General features: G+C 60.1%; 17 protein-coding genes and 1 tRNA gene. 15 read left to right on the top strand and 3 right to left on the bottom strand.

What is annotated here, in order from left to right:
- Nucleotides 1–69 precede the first annotated feature (69 nt).
- From BMZ91_RS17945 to BMZ91_RS17955, 3 genes are read left to right on the top strand one after another with little or no spacing between them, the layout of a single operon-like run.
- Nucleotides 70–477, top strand: coding sequence for a universal stress protein (locus BMZ91_RS17945; RefSeq protein WP_092841775.1), 408 nt, complete (start codon nt 70–72; stop codon nt 475–477).
- A gap of 39 nt (nt 478–516) precedes the next feature.
- Nucleotides 517–747: a TFIIB-type zinc ribbon-containing protein gene (locus tag BMZ91_RS17950; protein WP_092841804.1), complete on the top strand. Its 231-nt coding sequence runs from the start codon at nt 517–519 to the stop codon at nt 745–747.
- Between the two features lie 59 nt (nt 748–806).
- Nucleotides 807–1,133, top strand: coding sequence for a VanZ family protein (locus BMZ91_RS17955; protein ID WP_245736461.1), 327 nt, complete (start codon nt 807–809; stop codon nt 1,131–1,133).
- A 3-nt stretch (nt 1,134–1,136) separates the two neighbouring features.
- Here BMZ91_RS17955 and BMZ91_RS17960 read toward each other — a convergent pair whose 3' ends face one another.
- Entirely contained in the window at nt 1,137–1,442 is a 306-nt protein-coding gene (locus BMZ91_RS17960; RefSeq protein WP_092841778.1) for an aspartate aminotransferase, read from the bottom strand.
- Nucleotides 1,443–1,518: 76 nt separating this feature from the next.
- Complete coding sequence (gene uvrB, locus BMZ91_RS17965; RefSeq protein ID WP_092841780.1) at nt 1,519–3,717, bottom strand: excinuclease ABC subunit UvrB; 2,199 nt, start codon at nt 3,715–3,717, stop codon at nt 1,519–1,521.
- A gap of 525 nt (nt 3,718–4,242) precedes the next feature.
- On the opposite strand from uvrB, the gene acs reads away from it, so the two are divergent.
- The 12 genes from acs (at nt 4,243) to BMZ91_RS21535 (ending at nt 15,461) form a co-directional block, all read left to right on the top strand.
- Nucleotides 4,243–6,183 carry an acetate--CoA ligase gene (gene acs, locus BMZ91_RS17970; RefSeq protein WP_092841782.1) on the top strand — a complete coding sequence of 647 codons (1,941 nt, stop codon included), beginning with the start codon at nt 4,243–4,245 and terminating at the stop codon, nt 6,181–6,183.
- A 15-nt stretch (nt 6,184–6,198) separates the two neighbouring features.
- Entirely contained in the window at nt 6,199–6,885 is a 687-nt protein-coding gene (locus tag BMZ91_RS17975; protein WP_092841805.1) for an adenylate kinase, read from the top strand.
- Nucleotides 6,886–6,951: 66 nt separating this feature from the next.
- Nucleotides 6,952–7,212: a DUF4212 domain-containing protein gene (locus BMZ91_RS17980; protein WP_092841807.1), complete on the top strand. Its 261-nt coding sequence runs from the start codon at nt 6,952–6,954 to the stop codon at nt 7,210–7,212.
- A 14-nt stretch (nt 7,213–7,226) separates the two neighbouring features.
- On the top strand, nt 7,227–9,011 hold the full coding sequence (locus tag BMZ91_RS17985; protein ID WP_092841809.1) for a sodium:solute symporter family protein: 1,785 nt from the start codon (nt 7,227–7,229) through the stop codon (nt 9,009–9,011).
- Between the two features lie 116 nt (nt 9,012–9,127).
- Nucleotides 9,128–10,969 carry a DUF294 nucleotidyltransferase-like domain-containing protein gene (locus BMZ91_RS17990; protein WP_092841784.1) on the top strand — a complete coding sequence of 614 codons (1,842 nt, stop codon included), beginning with the start codon at nt 9,128–9,130 and terminating at the stop codon, nt 10,967–10,969.
- Nucleotides 10,970–10,972: 3 nt separating this feature from the next.
- Nucleotides 10,973–11,479, top strand: coding sequence for a hypothetical protein (locus BMZ91_RS17995; RefSeq protein WP_092841786.1), 507 nt, complete (start codon nt 10,973–10,975; stop codon nt 11,477–11,479).
- A 33-nt stretch (nt 11,480–11,512) separates the two neighbouring features.
- A complete protein-coding gene (locus tag BMZ91_RS18000) occupies nt 11,513–11,896 on the top strand; it encodes a response regulator transcription factor (RefSeq protein WP_092841788.1) in 384 nt (127 codons plus the stop codon).
- A complete protein-coding gene (locus BMZ91_RS18005; protein ID WP_092841789.1) occupies nt 11,889–13,943 on the top strand; it encodes an exonuclease domain-containing protein in 2,055 nt (684 codons plus the stop codon). Before BMZ91_RS18000 ends, BMZ91_RS18005 begins: the two co-directional genes overlap by 8 nt.
- Before the next feature lie 55 nt (nt 13,944–13,998).
- A tRNA-Gly gene (locus BMZ91_RS18010) sits at nt 13,999–14,072 on the top strand.
- Nucleotides 14,073–14,406: 334 nt separating this feature from the next.
- The gene (locus BMZ91_RS22100) at nt 14,407–14,814 is read left to right on the top strand and encodes a transposase (RefSeq protein WP_425441601.1); all 408 of its coding nucleotides are present in this window, start codon (nt 14,407–14,409) and stop codon (nt 14,812–14,814) included.
- Nucleotides 14,815–15,064: 250 nt separating this feature from the next.
- Nucleotides 15,065–15,343 carry a helix-turn-helix transcriptional regulator gene (locus BMZ91_RS22105; protein ID WP_092841793.1) on the top strand — a complete coding sequence of 93 codons (279 nt, stop codon included), beginning with the start codon at nt 15,065–15,067 and terminating at the stop codon, nt 15,341–15,343.
- Nucleotides 15,297–15,461: a hypothetical protein gene (locus BMZ91_RS21535; RefSeq protein ID WP_177193908.1), complete on the top strand. Its 165-nt coding sequence runs from the start codon at nt 15,297–15,299 to the stop codon at nt 15,459–15,461. Before BMZ91_RS22105 ends, BMZ91_RS21535 begins: the two co-directional genes overlap by 47 nt.
- Before the next feature lie 242 nt (nt 15,462–15,703).
- Here the strand turns inward: BMZ91_RS21535 and BMZ91_RS18025 are convergent.
- Nucleotides 15,704–16,004: integrase core domain-containing protein (locus BMZ91_RS18025; RefSeq protein WP_143076387.1), on the bottom strand; the 301-nt coding region annotated here is incomplete at its 5' end.

Below are 16,004 nucleotides of genomic sequence, written 5' to 3' on the forward strand. Positions count from 1 at the left end.
TGATCTGAATCAAGGCATATGGTCTTGATTTGCGCAATCCTCGGGAAACGCAACAGGAAAGGAAACCGTATGTACAAGCATGTTCTGGTGCCGATTTCGTTTGATAATGATCGCGACGCAGCGGGCGCCGTAAGCGCCGCTCAGGTGCTCGCCGGAAAGGATGGCCGGATCAGCTTGCTTCACGTGATCGAGCACATCCCGGCCTATGCAATCTCTTACATGCCGCAGGATTACCTGGTCGAGGCGCGCAAGGCAGTTGTGAAGGAGTTGTCCGATCTGGCTGATAGTCTGCCCAATGCTACCGCAGATGTGGTTGAGGGGCATTCAGGGCGCACAATTCTGGATTGGGCGGAAGAGAATAAACCCGATTGCATCGTGATCGCAAGCCACCGCCCCGGCATGCAAGATCTGTTGCTTGGCTCGACCGCCAATCAGGTGGTGCGCCACGCCAAATGTGCGGTGCATGTGATCCGTTGATTTCAGGCGGGTTTTTGCCTGCGTTGACGCCGCCCTTGTATCGGGGCGGCGCCAAGACAGCTTGTTCTGGCTGAGCGCGCCGGGGTCGAGATCGACTATTGCCCGCAATGCCGAGGGGTTTGGCTTGACCGAGGGGAACTTGACAAGATCATTGACCGCTCGGCCGCCGTTACCGCAGCGCCACAGGGGTATGACGATCACGGGCATCACAAAGGGCAAAAGCCGCGCAAAAAGCGTGGTGGTTTTCTGGAGGAGTTGTTTGATTTCTGATCAACGCGCGGCCTCGGGCGGTTGATCTATTAGCCTGTCCCGCCTAAGGGCAGGGCATGATGTTGAAGCTTACCCTTGTCATTGCCTTGGTGATCGCAGCCTTTACCCTGACCCCGCCAGGTGCGTCCGAGCCGGGGATTGCGGGGGGTGACAAGCTTATGCATTTTCTCACCTTCGCGGTGCTTGCGATGCCGATGGCCTATACCGGCCGTTTTCCCATGTTGTGGATCGTTCTGGTCGCGGCGTCCTATGGCGGGCTGATCGAGCTTATCCAGCCCTACGTGGGGCGCAGTGCCGAATGGGGTGATTGGCTGGCGGATGGTTTGGGGGCGTTTCTGGGCGCCTGGCTCGCGGCCCGTATCGGTCGCAGAGGGCGGGCGAGTTAAGCATCAATGCCGATCGCGCGCGTCGAAATCTTTAAAAGATTTCGGTCCGATTTCTTTTAAAGAAATCGAGGGGTCGCCGGGGGTGAGCCAGCGCACCGGCGCGCGGTTGCAGAAAATGATGAACTGTCCGGAATTCTCCACCACCTGGTAACCTCGTCTTTGGATTTCACGCATGAACCGTTCCATGCCCACGAAGCGCTCAACATCGCGCACCTTGCGTCGGATGACGGCGCCCTCTTGCACGGCCTTGGCCGTGAAGAGGTCGTGCAGCCAGACCTCGGGTGATAGGGGAGAGTTGCGGTTTTGCATGCGGGCAAAATGCCGTGCGGTTGGTTAAAGTGGGGTTAACCGTAATGGATTTCGCAGGACTTTGCTTGCCAAACCCTCACCGCCCCCGCCGCTTCACATTCCCGCCATGCTGCCCCGGCCTGCCAGCCGTTGAGCGCCCCCGCCCTTTGACCGCTTCGGCGCTGGCCTTGGCCACCGCCTGTTGCCGCGCGAGGGGGTCGTCGGAGATCACGAGGTCGACCGCCTCAAGACGCTTAACCTCGTCGCGCAATCGGGCGGCCTCTTCGAATTCAAGGTTCTCGGCGGCCTTGCGCATGTCGGTGCGCAGACCCTCCAGCACCGCCTGAAGATTGGCGCCGGCAAGCGGTTTGTCGATCGTGGCGGTCACCCGGTTCATATCCACATCGCCCTTGTAGAGTCCTTGCAGAATATCATCGACGTTTTTCTTGATCGTCGTCGGGGTGATCCCGTGTTTGACGTTATAGGCGATCTGTTTCTCGCGCCGTCGGTTGGTTTCGCCCAGGGCGCGCTCCATGCTTCCGGTGATCCGGTCGGCGTACATGATCACCCGGCCCTCGGCATTGCGCGCGGCGCGCCCGATGGTCTGAATCAACGAGGTTTCAGACCGCAGGAAGCCTTCCTTGTCGGCATCCAGAATGGCCACAAGCCCGCATTCGGGGATATCGAGCCCCTCGCGCAAGAGGTTGATCCCGATCAGCACGTCAAACGCCCCAAGCCGCAGATCGCGCAGGATTTCGATCCGTTCAATCGTGTCGATATCGCTATGCATATAGCGCACGCGAATGCCCTGTTCATGCAGGTATTCGGTCAGATCCTCGGCCATGCGCTTGGTCAGAGTGGTGACAAGCGTGCGATACCCTTCGGCGCTGACCCGGCGAATTTCATCCAGAAGATCATCGACCTGGGTGCCGACCGGGCGGATTTCCACCTCGGGGTCGATAAGGCCGGTGGGGCGGATCACCTGTTCGGTGAAGACGCCGCCGGTCTGTTCAATCTCCCATTTGGCGGGGGTGGCCGAGACAAACACCGATTGCGGGCGCATCGCATCCCATTCCTCGAACTTGAGCGGCCGGTTATCCATGCAGGACGGCAGGCGAAACCCGTGCTCGGCCAGGGTAAACTTGCGGCGATAGTCGCCTTTATACATGCCGCCGATCTGGGGCACCGAGACATGGCTTTCATCGGCAAAGACAATCGCATTGTCCGGGATGAACTCAAACAGGGTGGGGGGTGGCTCGCCCGGTGCGCGCCCGGTGAGGTAGCGCGAATAATTCTCGATCCCGTTGCACACGCCGGTCGCCTCAAGCATCTCAAGATCAAACGTACAGCGCTGTTCCAGTCGCTGCGCCTCCAAGAGCTTGCCCTCGTTGACCAGCTGATCCAGACGCTGGCGCAGTTCCTTTTTGATGCCGATCAGGGCCTGTTGCATGGTCGGTTTGGGTGTCACGTAGTGCGAATTGGCATAGACGCGGATTTGTTCGAAGGTATCGGTCTTTTCGCCGGTGAGAGCGTCAAACTCGGTGATGCTCTCAAGCTCTTCGCCAAAGAACGATAGCCGCCAGGCACGATCTTCAAGGTGGGCGGGGAAAATCTCAAGGCTGTCGCCGCGCACCCGAAAACTGCCACGTTGAAATGCCTGGTCATTGCGGCGGTATTGCTGGGCAACCAGATCGGCCATGATCTTGCGCTGGTCATAGTCGCTTCCAACCTTGAGGTCCTGGGTCATCGCGCCGTAGGTTTCGACGCTCCCGATGCCGTAGATGCACGAGACCGAGGCGACGATGATCACATCGTCGCGCTCCAGAAGCGCGCGGGTGGCCGAGTGGCGCATCCGGTCTATCTGTTCGTTGATCTGGCTTTCTTTCTCGATATAGGTGTCGGAGCGCGCCACATAGGCCTCGGGCTGATAGTAGTCGTAGAAGCTGACGAAATACTCGACCGAGTTATCGGGGAAAAATCCCTTGAACTCACCGTAAAGCTGTGCGGCAAGCGTCTTGTTCGGCGCAAGGATGATTGCGGGGCGCTGGGTTTCTTCGATAACCTTGGCCATGGTAAAGGTCTTGCCGGTGCCGGTCGCGCCAAGCAGAACCTGATCGCGTTCCCCGTCAAACACGCCTTGCGACAATTCTGCAATCGCCGTTGGCTGATCTCCGGCGGGCTCATAGTCGGTGGCCATCACAAAGCGCTTGCCGCCCTCAAGCTTGGGGCGCCGGGCCGCCTCGGGCGCGGGACTGTTGAGAACAGAGGGCGTTTTATCGGAATGGGCATAGGGCATGGGCGATCCTCGGGCTGGATTCACATTTGTGATCTTTGCGCGGGGGTTCAACCCCAAACACGGGCGTGGCTTCGGTCGACTGTCCGGTCAGCGCGCCATCGTATCTGCATAGATCGGTTTAAGTCTTCACGCCATGCCGTAAACCCCGCATACTTTGGTTTTGCGCCGTCGAGCACCCGCTTAAGGCGATTCGGTGTTCTGCGGTGTTGGGAATGTGACGCTGCGTCAGGTTGTGAAGGAGGGCATTTTGCCGCAGCATGCCCTGACGACATGCATCGACAGGGGGAGGGGCGCGGCGTGGCCGTACAGGTGATAGCGCTAAACCGCTCGGAACTTCAATAAAACGGCGAATTGTAAAGTAATTTACAGATTCGCCCATAAAAAAGGCAATCTTTTCACCTGATTTACAGGTGTATAGGCGGGAACTGTTAATTTTTTTCGCATTTCAAGGTAAGGTATGCCGTGGAATACAAAATTCAACTTGAATGGCTTTCAAGTGGACACTGGGACGGAGGAATTCAAGCTATGGTACAATCATCGAACACCGCAGGTGCAAAGGCACCCGATTTTCACATTGATCCAGAGGCCTATGACCGCATGTATGCGGAGTCGATCAATGACCCGGCTGCGTTCTGGGGCGAACACGGCAAGCGGCTTGACTGGATCAAGCCCTATACCCGCGTCAAGAACACCTCTTTTGCCTATGACGATGTGTCGATCAAGTGGTTCGAGGATGGCACGCTGAACGTCGCCGCCAATTGCGTCGATCGCCACCTTGCGACCCGCGGCGATCAGACCGCGATCATCTGGGAGCCCGACAGCCCGGAAGACGAGGCGCTGCACATCACCTATAAAGAGCTGCACAGCCAGGTCAGCAAGATGGCCAATGTCCTGAAATCCATGGGCGTGGGCAAAGGCGACCGGGTGGTGATCTATCTGCCGATGATCCCCGAGGCCGCCTATTCGATGCTGGCTTGTGCGCGCATCGGTGCCATTCATTCCATCGTTTTCGCCGGTTTCAGCCCAGATGCGCTTGGGGCGCGGGTCAATGGCTGTGACGCCAAGGTTGTGATCACCGCAGATCACGCGCCGCGCGGTGGTCGGGCGACCAAGCTCAAGGATAACGTCAACCAAGCGCTGTTGCATGATGTGGACGATGTGAAATGCCTTGTGGTCAAACGTACCGGCGGTCAGATCGCATGGCGCGACGGCCTTGATTTCTGGTGGCACGAAGAGGCCGAAAAGGTCAGCGCCGAGTGCCCGCCCGAGGAAATGAACGCCGAAGATCCGCTGTTCATTCTCTATACCTCTGGCTCGACCGGGCAGCCCAAGGGCGTTGTGCATACATCGGGGGGCTATCTGACCTATGCCGCGATGACGCATGAATACATTTTCGATTATCACGAGGGTGACATCTACTGGTGTACCGCCGATGTCGGCTGGGTCACCGGCCACAGCTATATCGTTTATGGTCCGCTGGCCAATGGCGCGACCACGGTGATGTTTGAGGGCGTGCCGACCTATCCCGATGCGGGCCGCTTCTGGCAGGTTTGTGAAAAGCACAAAGTCACGCAATTCTACACCGCGCCCACCGCTATCCGCGCCCTGATGGGCAAGGGCACCGGCCCGGTTGAAGGCAGCGACCTCAGCAGCCTGCGTATTCTCGGCTCGGTCGGCGAGCCGATCAATCCCGAGGCCTGGAACTGGTACAATGACAATGTCGGCAAGGGCAAATGCCCGATTGTTGACACCTGGTGGCAGACCGAAACCGGCGGCATCCTGATTACGCCGCTGCCCGGCGTCACCAAGCCCAAGCCCGGATCGGCCACCAAGCCGTTCTTTGGGGTCGAGCCGGTCATTCTTGACGATCAGGGCAACGAGTTGAGCGGTGCCACCGAGGGCGTACTTTGCATCAAGGATAGCTGGCCGGGGCAGATGCGCACCGTCTGGGGCGATCACGCGCGGTTCGTCTCGACCTATTTCGAGATGTTCAAAGGCTATTATTTTACCGGTGACGGCTGTCGTCGTGATGAAGATGCCGATTACTGGATCACCGGGCGCGTTGACGATGTGATCAACGTTTCGGGTCACCGGATGGGCACCGCAGAAGTGGAAAGCGCGCTTGTGGCACATGCCACCGTCTCTGAGGCTGCCGTTGTCGGCTATCCGCATGACATCAAGGGTCAGGGCATCTATTGCTATGTCACCCTGATGGACGGGGTCGAACCCACGGATGAGTTGCGCACAGAGCTTGCCACCTGGGTGCGCACCGAGATCGGCCCGATTGCCAAACCCGATGTCATCCAATGGGCGCCGGGCCTGCCGAAAACCCGTTCGGGCAAGATCATGCGCCGCATTCTGCGCAAGATTGCCGAGAACGATTACGACAGCCTTGGCGACACCTCGACCCTGGCCGATCCGTCGGTCGTGGACGATCTGATCACCAACCGCACCGCACTGGCCTGAGGGGGAAAGATGATGATGGACGGCACCGAGACACCGCAAACCGCCGCCAATCTGGTCCTGCTGGGGCCGCCGGGGGCCGGCAAGGGCACACAGGCGCGCATGCTTGAGGACACCTTTGGCCTGGTTCAACTTTCAACCGGCGACCTTCTGCGCGCGGCTGTTGCCGCGGGCACCGAGGCCGGACGCGCGGCCAAGACGGTGATGGAGGCGGGCGATCTGGTCAGCGACGAGATCGTCATCGCGATCCTGCGCGACCGTCTGGCCGAGCCTGACTGCGTCGGTGGCGTGATCCTTGATGGCTTTCCGCGCACCACCGTGCAGGCCGAGGCGCTTGACGGGTTGCTGGCCGATCTCGGTCAGGACATCCGCGCCGCGATCAGCCTTGAGGTCGACGACGCCGCGATGGTGACCCGAATTTCGGGCCGCTACACCTGTGGCGGCTGTGGCGAGGGCTATCACGACAGCTTCAAGACCCCGGCGGTGGATGGCAAATGTGACAAATGCGGCGGCACCGATATGAAGCGGCGCGCCGATGACAATGCCGAAACCGTCACACAGCGGCTTGTGGCCTATCACGCGCAGACCGCGCCGCTGATTTCTTATTACGACGCGCGCGGGGTCTTGGCCCGCGTCGATGCGATGGCCCCGATCGGGGATGTCGCCAAAGAACTGAACGCACTCGTCGCATCGACGCTTGCGTAAGGGAAAACCCGCGCCGGGATGGTCCCGCGCGGGCAGGAGGAAACCTGTAAAAAGGGAGGGCACGCTTTGTCCGATAAAGAAGCATCCAACGCCTATTGGAAAGCCAATGTGCGTCTTATTCTGTGGAGCCTGCTGATCTGGGCTATTGTCTCATTCGGCTTTGGCATTCTGCTGCGTCCCATGCTGTCGGGGATCGCCGTCGGCGGCTCTGATCTTGGTTTTTGGTTCGCACAGCAAGGCTCGATTCTGGTCTTTCTGGCGCTGATCTTTTTCTACGCCTGGCGGATGAACAAACTTGATGCCGAACACGGCGTCGGCGAAGAATAACAGGGACAGGAATGATGGATCAGTTTACACTTAACTTGCTGTTTGTAGGCGCGTCTTTCGCGGTCTATATCGGCATCGCAATCTGGGCGCGCGCAGGCTCGACCAGTGAATTCTACGCTGCGGGTCGCGGCGTTCACCCCGTCACCAACGGTATGGCGACTGCGGCTGACTGGATGTCGGCGGCCTCGTTCATCTCGATGGCGGGCCTCATTGCCTTTACCGGCTATGACAACTCGACCTTCCTGATGGGCTGGACCGGCGGCTATGTTCTGCTGGCTCTGCTGCTTGCGCCCTACCTGCGCAAATTCGGCAAGTTCACCGTGTCCGAGTTCATCGGCGACCGGTTCTATTCCAAGACCGCCCGCATGGTTGCCGTGATCTGTCTGATCGTGGCCTCGACCACCTATGTGATCGGCCAGATGACCGGCGTTGGCGTGGCCTTTGGCCGCTTTCTTGAAATCTCCAACACCAGCGGTCTGTTGATCGGTGCATGTGTGGTGTTTGCCTATGCGGTTTTCGGCGGCATGAAAGGTGTGACCTATACGCAGGTTGCGCAATATGTCGTGTTGATCATGGCCTATACCATTCCGGCGATCTTCATCTCGCTGCAACTGACCGGCAACCCGGTTCCGGCGCTTGGCCTGTTTGGCGATCATGTCGCCAGTGGCGAGCCGCTTCTGGCCAAGCTGGATTCGATTGTGGCCGAGCTGGGCTTTGCCGAATATACGACGCATCACTCTGACACGCTGAACATGGTTCTGTTCACGCTGTCGCTGATGATCGGTACGGCGGGTCTGCCGCACGTCATCATGCGTTTCTTCACCGTGCCGCGCGTCGCCGATGCACGTTGGTCGGCTGGTTGGGCACTTGTCTTTATTGCGCTGCTTTACCTCACGGCTCCGGCTGTGGGCGCCATGGCCCGGCTGAACATCACCGAGCTGATGTGGCCCAATGGCACCGATGCACAGGCCGTGTCGGTCGAAGACATCGCAAGCGATCCCAAATACGACTGGATGCAGACCTGGCAGAAAACCGGCCTGCTGGACTGGGAAGACAAGAATGGCGACGGCCGCATCCAATACTATAACGATGCAGACGCTGCCATGCAGGAAAAAGCGACCGCCAACGGCTGGACCGGCAATGAGCTTACCAAGTTCAACCGTGACATCCTTGTGCTTGCCAACCCCGAGATTGCCAACCTTCCTGGTTGGGTGATCGGCCTTGTGGCCGCGGGTGGCCTTGCGGCAGCCCTGTCAACGGCGGCGGGTCTTTTGCTGGCCATTTCTTCGGCGGTCAGCCACGACCTTATCAAAGGTCAGCTGAACCCGAATATCTCGGAAAAGAACGAGCTGATGGCGGCGCGTGTTGCCATGGGTGTTGCGATTGTCGTGGCCACTTACCTTGGCCTCAACCCTCCGGGTTTCGCGGCGCAGACTGTTGCTCTGGCCTTTGGTCTGGCGGCGGCGTCGATCTTCCCGGCGCTGATGATGGGGATATTCTCGACCAAGATCAACAATCACGGCGCGGTTGCCGGCATGCTCGCCGGTCTGCTCGTGACGCTGATCTATATTTTCCTGCACAAGGGCTGGTTCTTCATCCCTGACACCAACAGCTTCACCGATGCCGATCCGCTTCTGGGCACGATCAAATCGACATCCTTCGGTGCAGTCGGCGCGATGATCAACTTCACCGTGGCCTATGTGGTGGCAAGCATGACCAAAGAGACCCCGCAAGAGATCAAGGATCTTGTGGAAAGCGTGCGTGTTCCCAAAGGTGCGGGTGCCGCGACCGACCACTAAACACATCGGTGGGGGCGGCATCTGTCGCCCCCGTCTTTTCCAACGCCCCCGATATTTCCGGACAACGGGCGCTTTTAGATAGATTTCCTGACGAGACGAAAGGGATACCGAAAGCCATGAGTGATCCCAGACCTGACCCGCTTGAGGCGCTGACCCGTCACGCACCCTTCGCGGCATTGTCCGCAGCCCTGCGCGCAGAGCTTGGCCCGCATCTGGCTCTGCTTGAGATCGCCACCGGCGAGGTTCTGTTTCAAAAGGGCGGCCCGCTGGCCGGGCTTTACGTGGTGGAAAGCGGCGCGCTTGATATCGAGACCGGTCAGGCCGATCTTGTGTCGCGGCGCGGGGTCGGTGACATCATGGGCGAGCGTGGGCTGTTGCGGGATGGCAATGCCATGCTGACCGCCCGCGCGGTCGAGCCAAGCCGCCTTGTGGTGATCCCCAAGGACCGCTTTCTGAACCTGATGGAGCACTCTCCCGCCGTCGCGGAGTGGTTCGAGCGCGCCCGCCCCTCAGAGACCTCTGGCGACGAGGGCCCCTATGCCACCGGCCTCACGGCGCTTCAGGTGTCGGACATGATGGCGCAGACGCCGATCACCTGTGCGCCCGATGCGACGATCACGGATGTTGCGCGCCTGATGCGCGACCACGTGATTTCATCGGTCGTGGTGATGCAGGGCGCGCGCCTTGCCGGGATCATCACCGCGCATGACCTGACCAACAAGGTGCTGGCCGAAGGGTTGACCGGCGCGGTGCCTGTGGCGCAGATCATGACGCCCGACCCGGTGACCATCGCGCCCAATCAGCTTGGGCTTGATGCGCTGATGAAGCTGTCGGAACTTGGGGTCAATCACCTGCCGGTGGCGCAAAATGGCCGCGTGGTGGGGATGATCGGCAAGACCGACCTGTTTCGCCAGCAGGCCACCACTGCCAGCCATATGGTCGCCGATATCGCCCATGCCGATGACGCAACGGCCATGGCGCAGGTGATGGAGCGCGTGCCGGGCCTTTTGGCGCAACTGGTGCATGGCGGCGCCAAGCCGCAATCCATCACCCGCCGCATCACCGATATCACCGATGCGATCACCCGCCGCCTGTTGCATCTGGCCGAGGCCGAGCTGGGCGCGCCGCCCGTGCCCTATCTCTGGGCCGCCTGCGGCAGCCAGGGACGGCGCGAACAGACCGGCGTTTCGGATCAGGACAACTGCCTGATCCTCGATGATGCGGTCCTGCCCGAGCATGACGCCTATTTCGCCGCCCTCGCAAAGGTCGTCTCGGACGGGCTTGATGCCTGCGGGTTTGTCTATTGTCCGGGCGACATGATGGCCACCAACCCCAAATGGCGCCAGCCCCGCCATGTCTGGCGCGAGTATTTCGCGGGCTGGATCAGACAACCCGACAATGAGGCGCAAATGCTGGCTTCGGTGATGTTCGACCTGCGCCCGATCGCGGGCGAGGCGGCGCTGTTTGACGATTTGCAAAACGAGGTTCTGACACGGGCGCGCAAAAACTCGATTTTCGTGGCGCATATGATCTCGAATTCTCTCAAGCATACGGTGCCGTTGGGTCTGTTTCGCGGCTTTGCCCTTATCCGATCGGGCGAGCACAAGAACACCATTGATCTCAAGCATACCGGCGTGGTGCCGGTGGTCGATCTGGGGCGGATCTATGCGCTTTTGGGCGAGCTTGAGGTGGCGGGCACCCGCGACCGGATCGAAGGCGCGCGCGCGGGCGGCGTAATTTCCGAGAGCGGCGCACGCGATCTTCTGGATGCCTATGACCTGATCGGCGAAACCCGCCTGCGCCATCAGGCAACCCAGATCAGGGCAGGGCGCGCGCCTGACAATTTCATGGCGCCCACGGATCTATCAGAATTAGAGCGCAACCACCTGCGCGATGCGTTTATGGTGGTCAAGACAATGCAATCGGCCCTTCAGCAGAGCCGCGGAACACCGGGATAGCACATGTTTTTTGAACTGATCGCCACCTTCGCCGCAGGCATTGCCGCCGCTGGTATGGCGCTTGCCGCCGGGCACCTGAGTGGCGGGCGTTTGCCGCGCTGGTTCATTCCCGTGGCGGCCGGCGCGGCGATGCTTGGCTATGCGATCTGGTCGGAATATTCCTGGGCCGGGCGCACCACCGCCGCCTTGCCCGAGGGGGTCGAGGTTCTGGTGAGCGTCACCGAGACCCGCTTCTGGAAACCCTGGACCTATGTGGTGCCGCAAACCACGCGGATCATGGCGCTTGATCGCGCGGGCGTGCAGACCAACGCGGATGCGCCCGATGTGCAGCTCGCCGATCTTTACTTTTTCGCCCGCTGGACACCGCCCGCCAAGCGCCCGCAGCTGGTCAATTGTGCCACATCCGCCCGCGCCGACCTTACCAAGGGCGCGCTCAGCGATCCCGCCACCGCGATCTGGCGCGACGTCGATGACAGCGACCCGCTGATTGCCGCGCTTTGCGCCAAATGACGCGTACCTAAATCATCAGGAGGAGGCCTGCCCATGTCCCAAAAATCGGTTCTTCTGGTCGAGGATGAGGACAATATCGCGCTGGCCCTTGAACATCTTCTGGGGCGCGAAGGCTATCGGTTGCGCCGCGTCGCGACCGGCAATGCGGCCCTTGCCGCGCTTGCCGAAGACCCGCCGGATCTTGTGGTGCTTGACGTGATGCTGCCCGAGCGCTCGGGCTATGAAATCTGTCAGATGATCCGCAACGATGCCGCGCTGAAGGGCATCAAGGTTCTGATGATGACCGCCGGCGGCGGCGAGATCGAACGGCGCAAGGGGCTGGCGGTGGGGGCGGATGCGTTCATGACCAAACCCTTCGCCACCCGCGATCTGTGTACGCAGATCGGGCAATTGCTGGGCGAGGTCAGGAATGGCTGAGCGGTTGGGCCTGCGGCTGCGTTTTGCGCTCTTCTTTGCGGCCCTCGGGCTTGGCGGGGTGGCGATCATCGTGGCGGCTCTGTGGTTCGGCCATGCGCGCAGCGGCGGCGATGTCGGGGGCTATATCCTGGCCGGGCTTGTCGCCTCGCTTGGCCTTCTGGGCCTTGCCGCATGGATCGGGCTGTTGTTTGACGAAAACGTCGCCAAACCCATTTTGGCGCTCGCCTCTGATCTGACCACGCGGGCGCGCGCCGATGTCGATCTGGAGATTGACGAATCCCAGGCCAGACACCTGAGCACGCTGGCCCCCGCCGCCAATGCCATCAACGCCGCCCTCGCCGAGGCCCGCGCCGCCCGGCAACGCGCGGTCGAGCGGGAAACCGCAAGGATCAACCGTGAAAAGGCCCTGTTTGAGGCCCTGTTTCGCGACCTTGGCGAAGGCGCGGTGGTGGCCACGCCCGACAACCGGGTGATGCTCTATAACCGCATGGCGCAGCAGCTTTTGGGTGAGATCGGTCTGGATCGCCCGCTCTCGGCCTTCCTGCGCCCCGAGCCGGTGATGGACGCGCTCAAACGTATGCAGGAGGCCCGCGTCCGGGGCCGGATCGGCGCCGAGACCTTTCTGGCCGCGAGTGCCGATGGCACGCGGTTTCTGTTGGGTCGCGTCAGCCCGATCCTGTCGGATGAAGAACTGACCGGGCATGTGCTTATCTTTCGTGACGCCACCGATGACCTGAGCGCGCATGCCCATCACGATCACCTGTTCAACAGCCTGCTTGAGGGCGTGCGCCGTCCCGCCGCCACCATTGGCGCGCTTCTGGATGTGTTGCAATCGGAAGATGACCTGCCGCCCGAGGCCCGCGCGCGGTTCCGTCAGGGAATCGAGGATGAGGTCGGGCGGCTGTTCGCCTGTCTTGACGATATGGGCAAACGCCATTCGGCGGCCAGATCGCGGCGCTGGCCGATGTCGCCGGTGGCGGTCGCGCATATCTTTGACGGGCTGAGCGCGCAGGTCGATGTGCCGCTGGCGCAGGCCCGAACCGACGCCACGCTGATCTGTGACGGCTTTGCCATCACCGCGCTTCTGGCGCAGGTGATCGTGGGGTTGACCGAGACGGGCGCCCGCCACGATCTTGCACTTTCCGCCGAGGTCGAGGGCGAGGAAACCCGCCTGATCCTCGGCTGGCAGGGGCAGGCGGTCAATGACGGCGAGATCGCCGGCTGGCTGGCGCGCCCGCTCTCGACGGCTTATGGCGATTACACAAGCCGCGATGCCCTGAGCGGGCATCAGAGCGATCTGTGGTGCGAACCCACAGCCACCGGCCACCGGATCGTTCTGCCGCTGGTGTCGGGCGCACCGCCGCTTGGCCCCGGCGATACCCGCCCCGAGTTTTATGATTTCAACCTGCCCGACGCACCGCTTGGCGATCTGGCGGAACGGGCGCTGTCGGATCTGTCGTTTGTGGTGTTTGACACCGAAACCACCGGCCTGTCGCCGCGTGGCGGTGATGAGATCGTGCAGATCGCGGGCATTCGCATCGTCAATGGCCGTATCCTGCGCGGCGAGACCTTTGACACGCTGGTCAATCCGGGCCGCGCGATTCCCGTCGCCTCGACACGGGTGCATCACATTTCCGACGAGATGGTCGTCGATGCGCCCGATATAAAATCCGCCGGGCAGCGGTTTCACGATTTCTGCAAAGGCTCGGTTCTGGTGGCCCATAATGCGCCCTTCGATCTGGCCTTTCTGCGACTCAAGGAAGAGGTGATGGAGCGCCGCTTTGACAATCCGGTGCTGTGCACGGTGCTGATGTCGGCGGGGCTGTTCGATCACACCGGTGCGCATACGCTTGATGCGCTCTGTGATCGCTTTGGTATCACCATCCCGCCCGAGGCCCGCCATACCGCCATGGGCGACACCCTGGCCACGGCGGAGGTGTTCGTGCATATGCTTGGCCTGCTGCGGGCCAAGGGGGTGACCACCCTTGGCGGGGCGATCGCCGAAGAGGGGCGGATGACCAAGATCCGGCGCGCGCAGAATTACTAGCGCCCCGATAACCCGCTTGACGATGAAATCGCACTGTCCTAACAACGGCCTGAGCGCGGGCGTTGTGTAATGGTAAGACCTCAGCCTTCCAAGCTGATGATACGGGTTCGATTCCCGTCGCCCGCTCCAAATAAAATTATAACTGTCTGTTATTAAATCTATATTAATGTGAGGACTCGGCGCAACCCGTCGAAAAACCCGCCATCTGGATTGCGCTTGCGTGCTACGGGTTGCGTAATGTTTTCGCACCCTATCTATCGCTTCACTACAAGCCAACGATAATTCTCGCATCGAGCAAACCTAAGTTCTGGCACTGCACCAACCAAGGACTCGATCTCCAAATCGTCTTCCCGACGACAGATTTCGTAGCAATGTGGATTAGACGCATCTAGTGCCAAGCATTCTTTTTGAAGGACCTTCTGACCTTCTATGAGTGATCTGACTTCCGGGTTCATGCCTGTATCTGCGTTGTGGATCGCACCAGCAAGCGTCACGCTGTGCCAGCGTCGCATCGGTCTCGACCTCTGCGTCAACTGCGAAACTACTGGCGCGTTTCGATCTTGCCACCTGCAGAGAATGCCCCGACAGGGCACGCTGTCCTGTGCAGGCCGAGAAACATGACGGGCAATTCGCTCGCTTTCAATACACGCCAACGCGGGCGAAAAACCGGAAACGACGACTTTACGAAAGCCGCGATCCTTGCCGCGAGGCCTATCGTTGGCGCACCGGGATCGAAGCGACGATGTCACGGCTGAAGCACCAGATGAACCTTGCGTATTTGCGGGTTCGGGGCATGCCAACCATGCGATACACGGTCAATCTGCGCGCCCTCAGCCTGAATGTCCGCCGATGTGCGGCAGTTCAGGCGTAAAGCCGAGCCTGTCTTTCGCCCTGATCTTCGGCGCTGGCATGAAAGAAAACGGTAAGCGCAATATCGAAAAGTCAAAAAGCGGGCACAACCAACGCTCAGGTGACCACTTTTTACCGCCCCGTCAACTTTCGGGCATAGCTCGCTATCTTTCCCTGAATCTGTGTAAAAACAGTCGCAAGTAAATACAAACGACAGCGCATAATATACGATCCAAGTTGGCTCCAATCGCAACTGATTGGAGTGAGCCGCAATGGCCGAAACCTACCTTTCTGATCATCACCTTTCCGCTCGCTATAACGTTCATCGCTCAACCCCGTGGCGTTGGACTAACACCGACCCAACTTTTCCCAAGCCGGTGAAACTGTCGCCGCAGTGCTCGCGCTGGAAGTTGTCGGAAATCGAAGCGTGGGAAACACGTCGCGCCGCTTCCGCCAAGTACCCCCCCCACCGAAGCGACCGCGGGGGCTTAGCAAGATTGAGGTTTGGACACCTTCACTCTGAACTTAGCACTGCCCGTTGCTTTCGGTGAATTCCGAGGCAATAAGAAAATGACAAAACTTCAAATCCAACTTCTGGTGTGGCTCCATGGTCTGACCGAAGCGCAGGCGAACACGGTCTCTGGCCTGATCTGGGGAGCCGGACAATGACCGGCAAACCCGCTTTCTGTACTGGCTACGGCCAATTCGATACGCACGCCCCTACTTTGAGTAATGGCCGTCAGAACCTGTCACCTCGTGCGGGCCGAGCCCGTCGACTCGGTGTAAAGGTATGACCCAAGAGAAAAACACGTCCAAAGTGCCCGCAAACCTAACAATCATCACTGCCATCAAGCCCAAGCACCTTTCCAAGGGCTATTGGCGTGCCCCCGTCGGGTGGTCCAGGTTAATTGTTAGTGCATTGTGGGCCTCTGGTCTATCGGAACGATGCTTTCTGGCGCGGGCGGTCGATGACCTAATGCGCTGTGCGGCCTGACGGTGTTGTAGTGGATTCGCCATTGCTCGATCAGTATTTGTGCCTCGCGCAAGGTGTAGAACATTTCGCCATTGAGCAATTCGTCGCGGAAACGGGCGTTGAAGCTTTCGCAATATCCGTTCTGCCAAGGTGATCCGGGTTCGATGTAAGCCGTCTTGGCACCGACGGCAGCGATCCAGTCCCGCACCTTCTGAGCGATAAATTCCGGCCCATTGTCC

The sequence above is a fragment of the Roseovarius lutimaris genome, assembly GCF_900115165.1.
GTDB classification, from domain to species: Bacteria; Pseudomonadota; Alphaproteobacteria; order Rhodobacterales; family Rhodobacteraceae; genus Roseovarius; species Roseovarius lutimaris.

Bases quoted from the DNA above. Each gene is read 5' to 3' on its own strand.
- BMZ91_RS17945 (WP_092841775.1), top strand. From the start codon at position 70: ATGTACAAGCATGTTCTGGTGCCGATTTCGTTTGATAATGATCGCGAC.
- BMZ91_RS17955 (WP_245736461.1), top strand. From the start codon at position 807: ATGTTGAAGCTTACCCTTGTCATTGCCTTGGTGATCGCAGCCTTTACC.
- BMZ91_RS17960 (WP_092841778.1), bottom strand. From the start codon at position 1,442: ATGCAAAACCGCAACTCTCCCCTATCACCCGAGGTCTGGCTGCACGAC.
- uvrB (WP_092841780.1), bottom strand. From the start codon at position 3,717: ATGCCCTATGCCCATTCCGATAAAACGCCCTCTGTTCTCAACAGTCCC.
- acs (WP_092841782.1), top strand. From the start codon at position 4,243: ATGGTACAATCATCGAACACCGCAGGTGCAAAGGCACCCGATTTTCAC.
- BMZ91_RS17975 (WP_092841805.1), top strand. From the start codon at position 6,199: ATGGACGGCACCGAGACACCGCAAACCGCCGCCAATCTGGTCCTGCTG.
- BMZ91_RS17985 (WP_092841809.1), top strand. From the start codon at position 7,227: ATGGATCAGTTTACACTTAACTTGCTGTTTGTAGGCGCGTCTTTCGCG.
- BMZ91_RS17990 (WP_092841784.1), top strand. From the start codon at position 9,128: ATGAGTGATCCCAGACCTGACCCGCTTGAGGCGCTGACCCGTCACGCA.
- BMZ91_RS17995 (WP_092841786.1), top strand. From the start codon at position 10,973: ATGTTTTTTGAACTGATCGCCACCTTCGCCGCAGGCATTGCCGCCGCT.
- BMZ91_RS18000 (WP_092841788.1), top strand. From the start codon at position 11,513: ATGTCCCAAAAATCGGTTCTTCTGGTCGAGGATGAGGACAATATCGCG.
- BMZ91_RS18005 (WP_092841789.1), top strand. From the start codon at position 11,889: ATGGCTGAGCGGTTGGGCCTGCGGCTGCGTTTTGCGCTCTTCTTTGCG.
- BMZ91_RS22105 (WP_092841793.1), top strand. From the start codon at position 15,065: ATGGCCGAAACCTACCTTTCTGATCATCACCTTTCCGCTCGCTATAAC.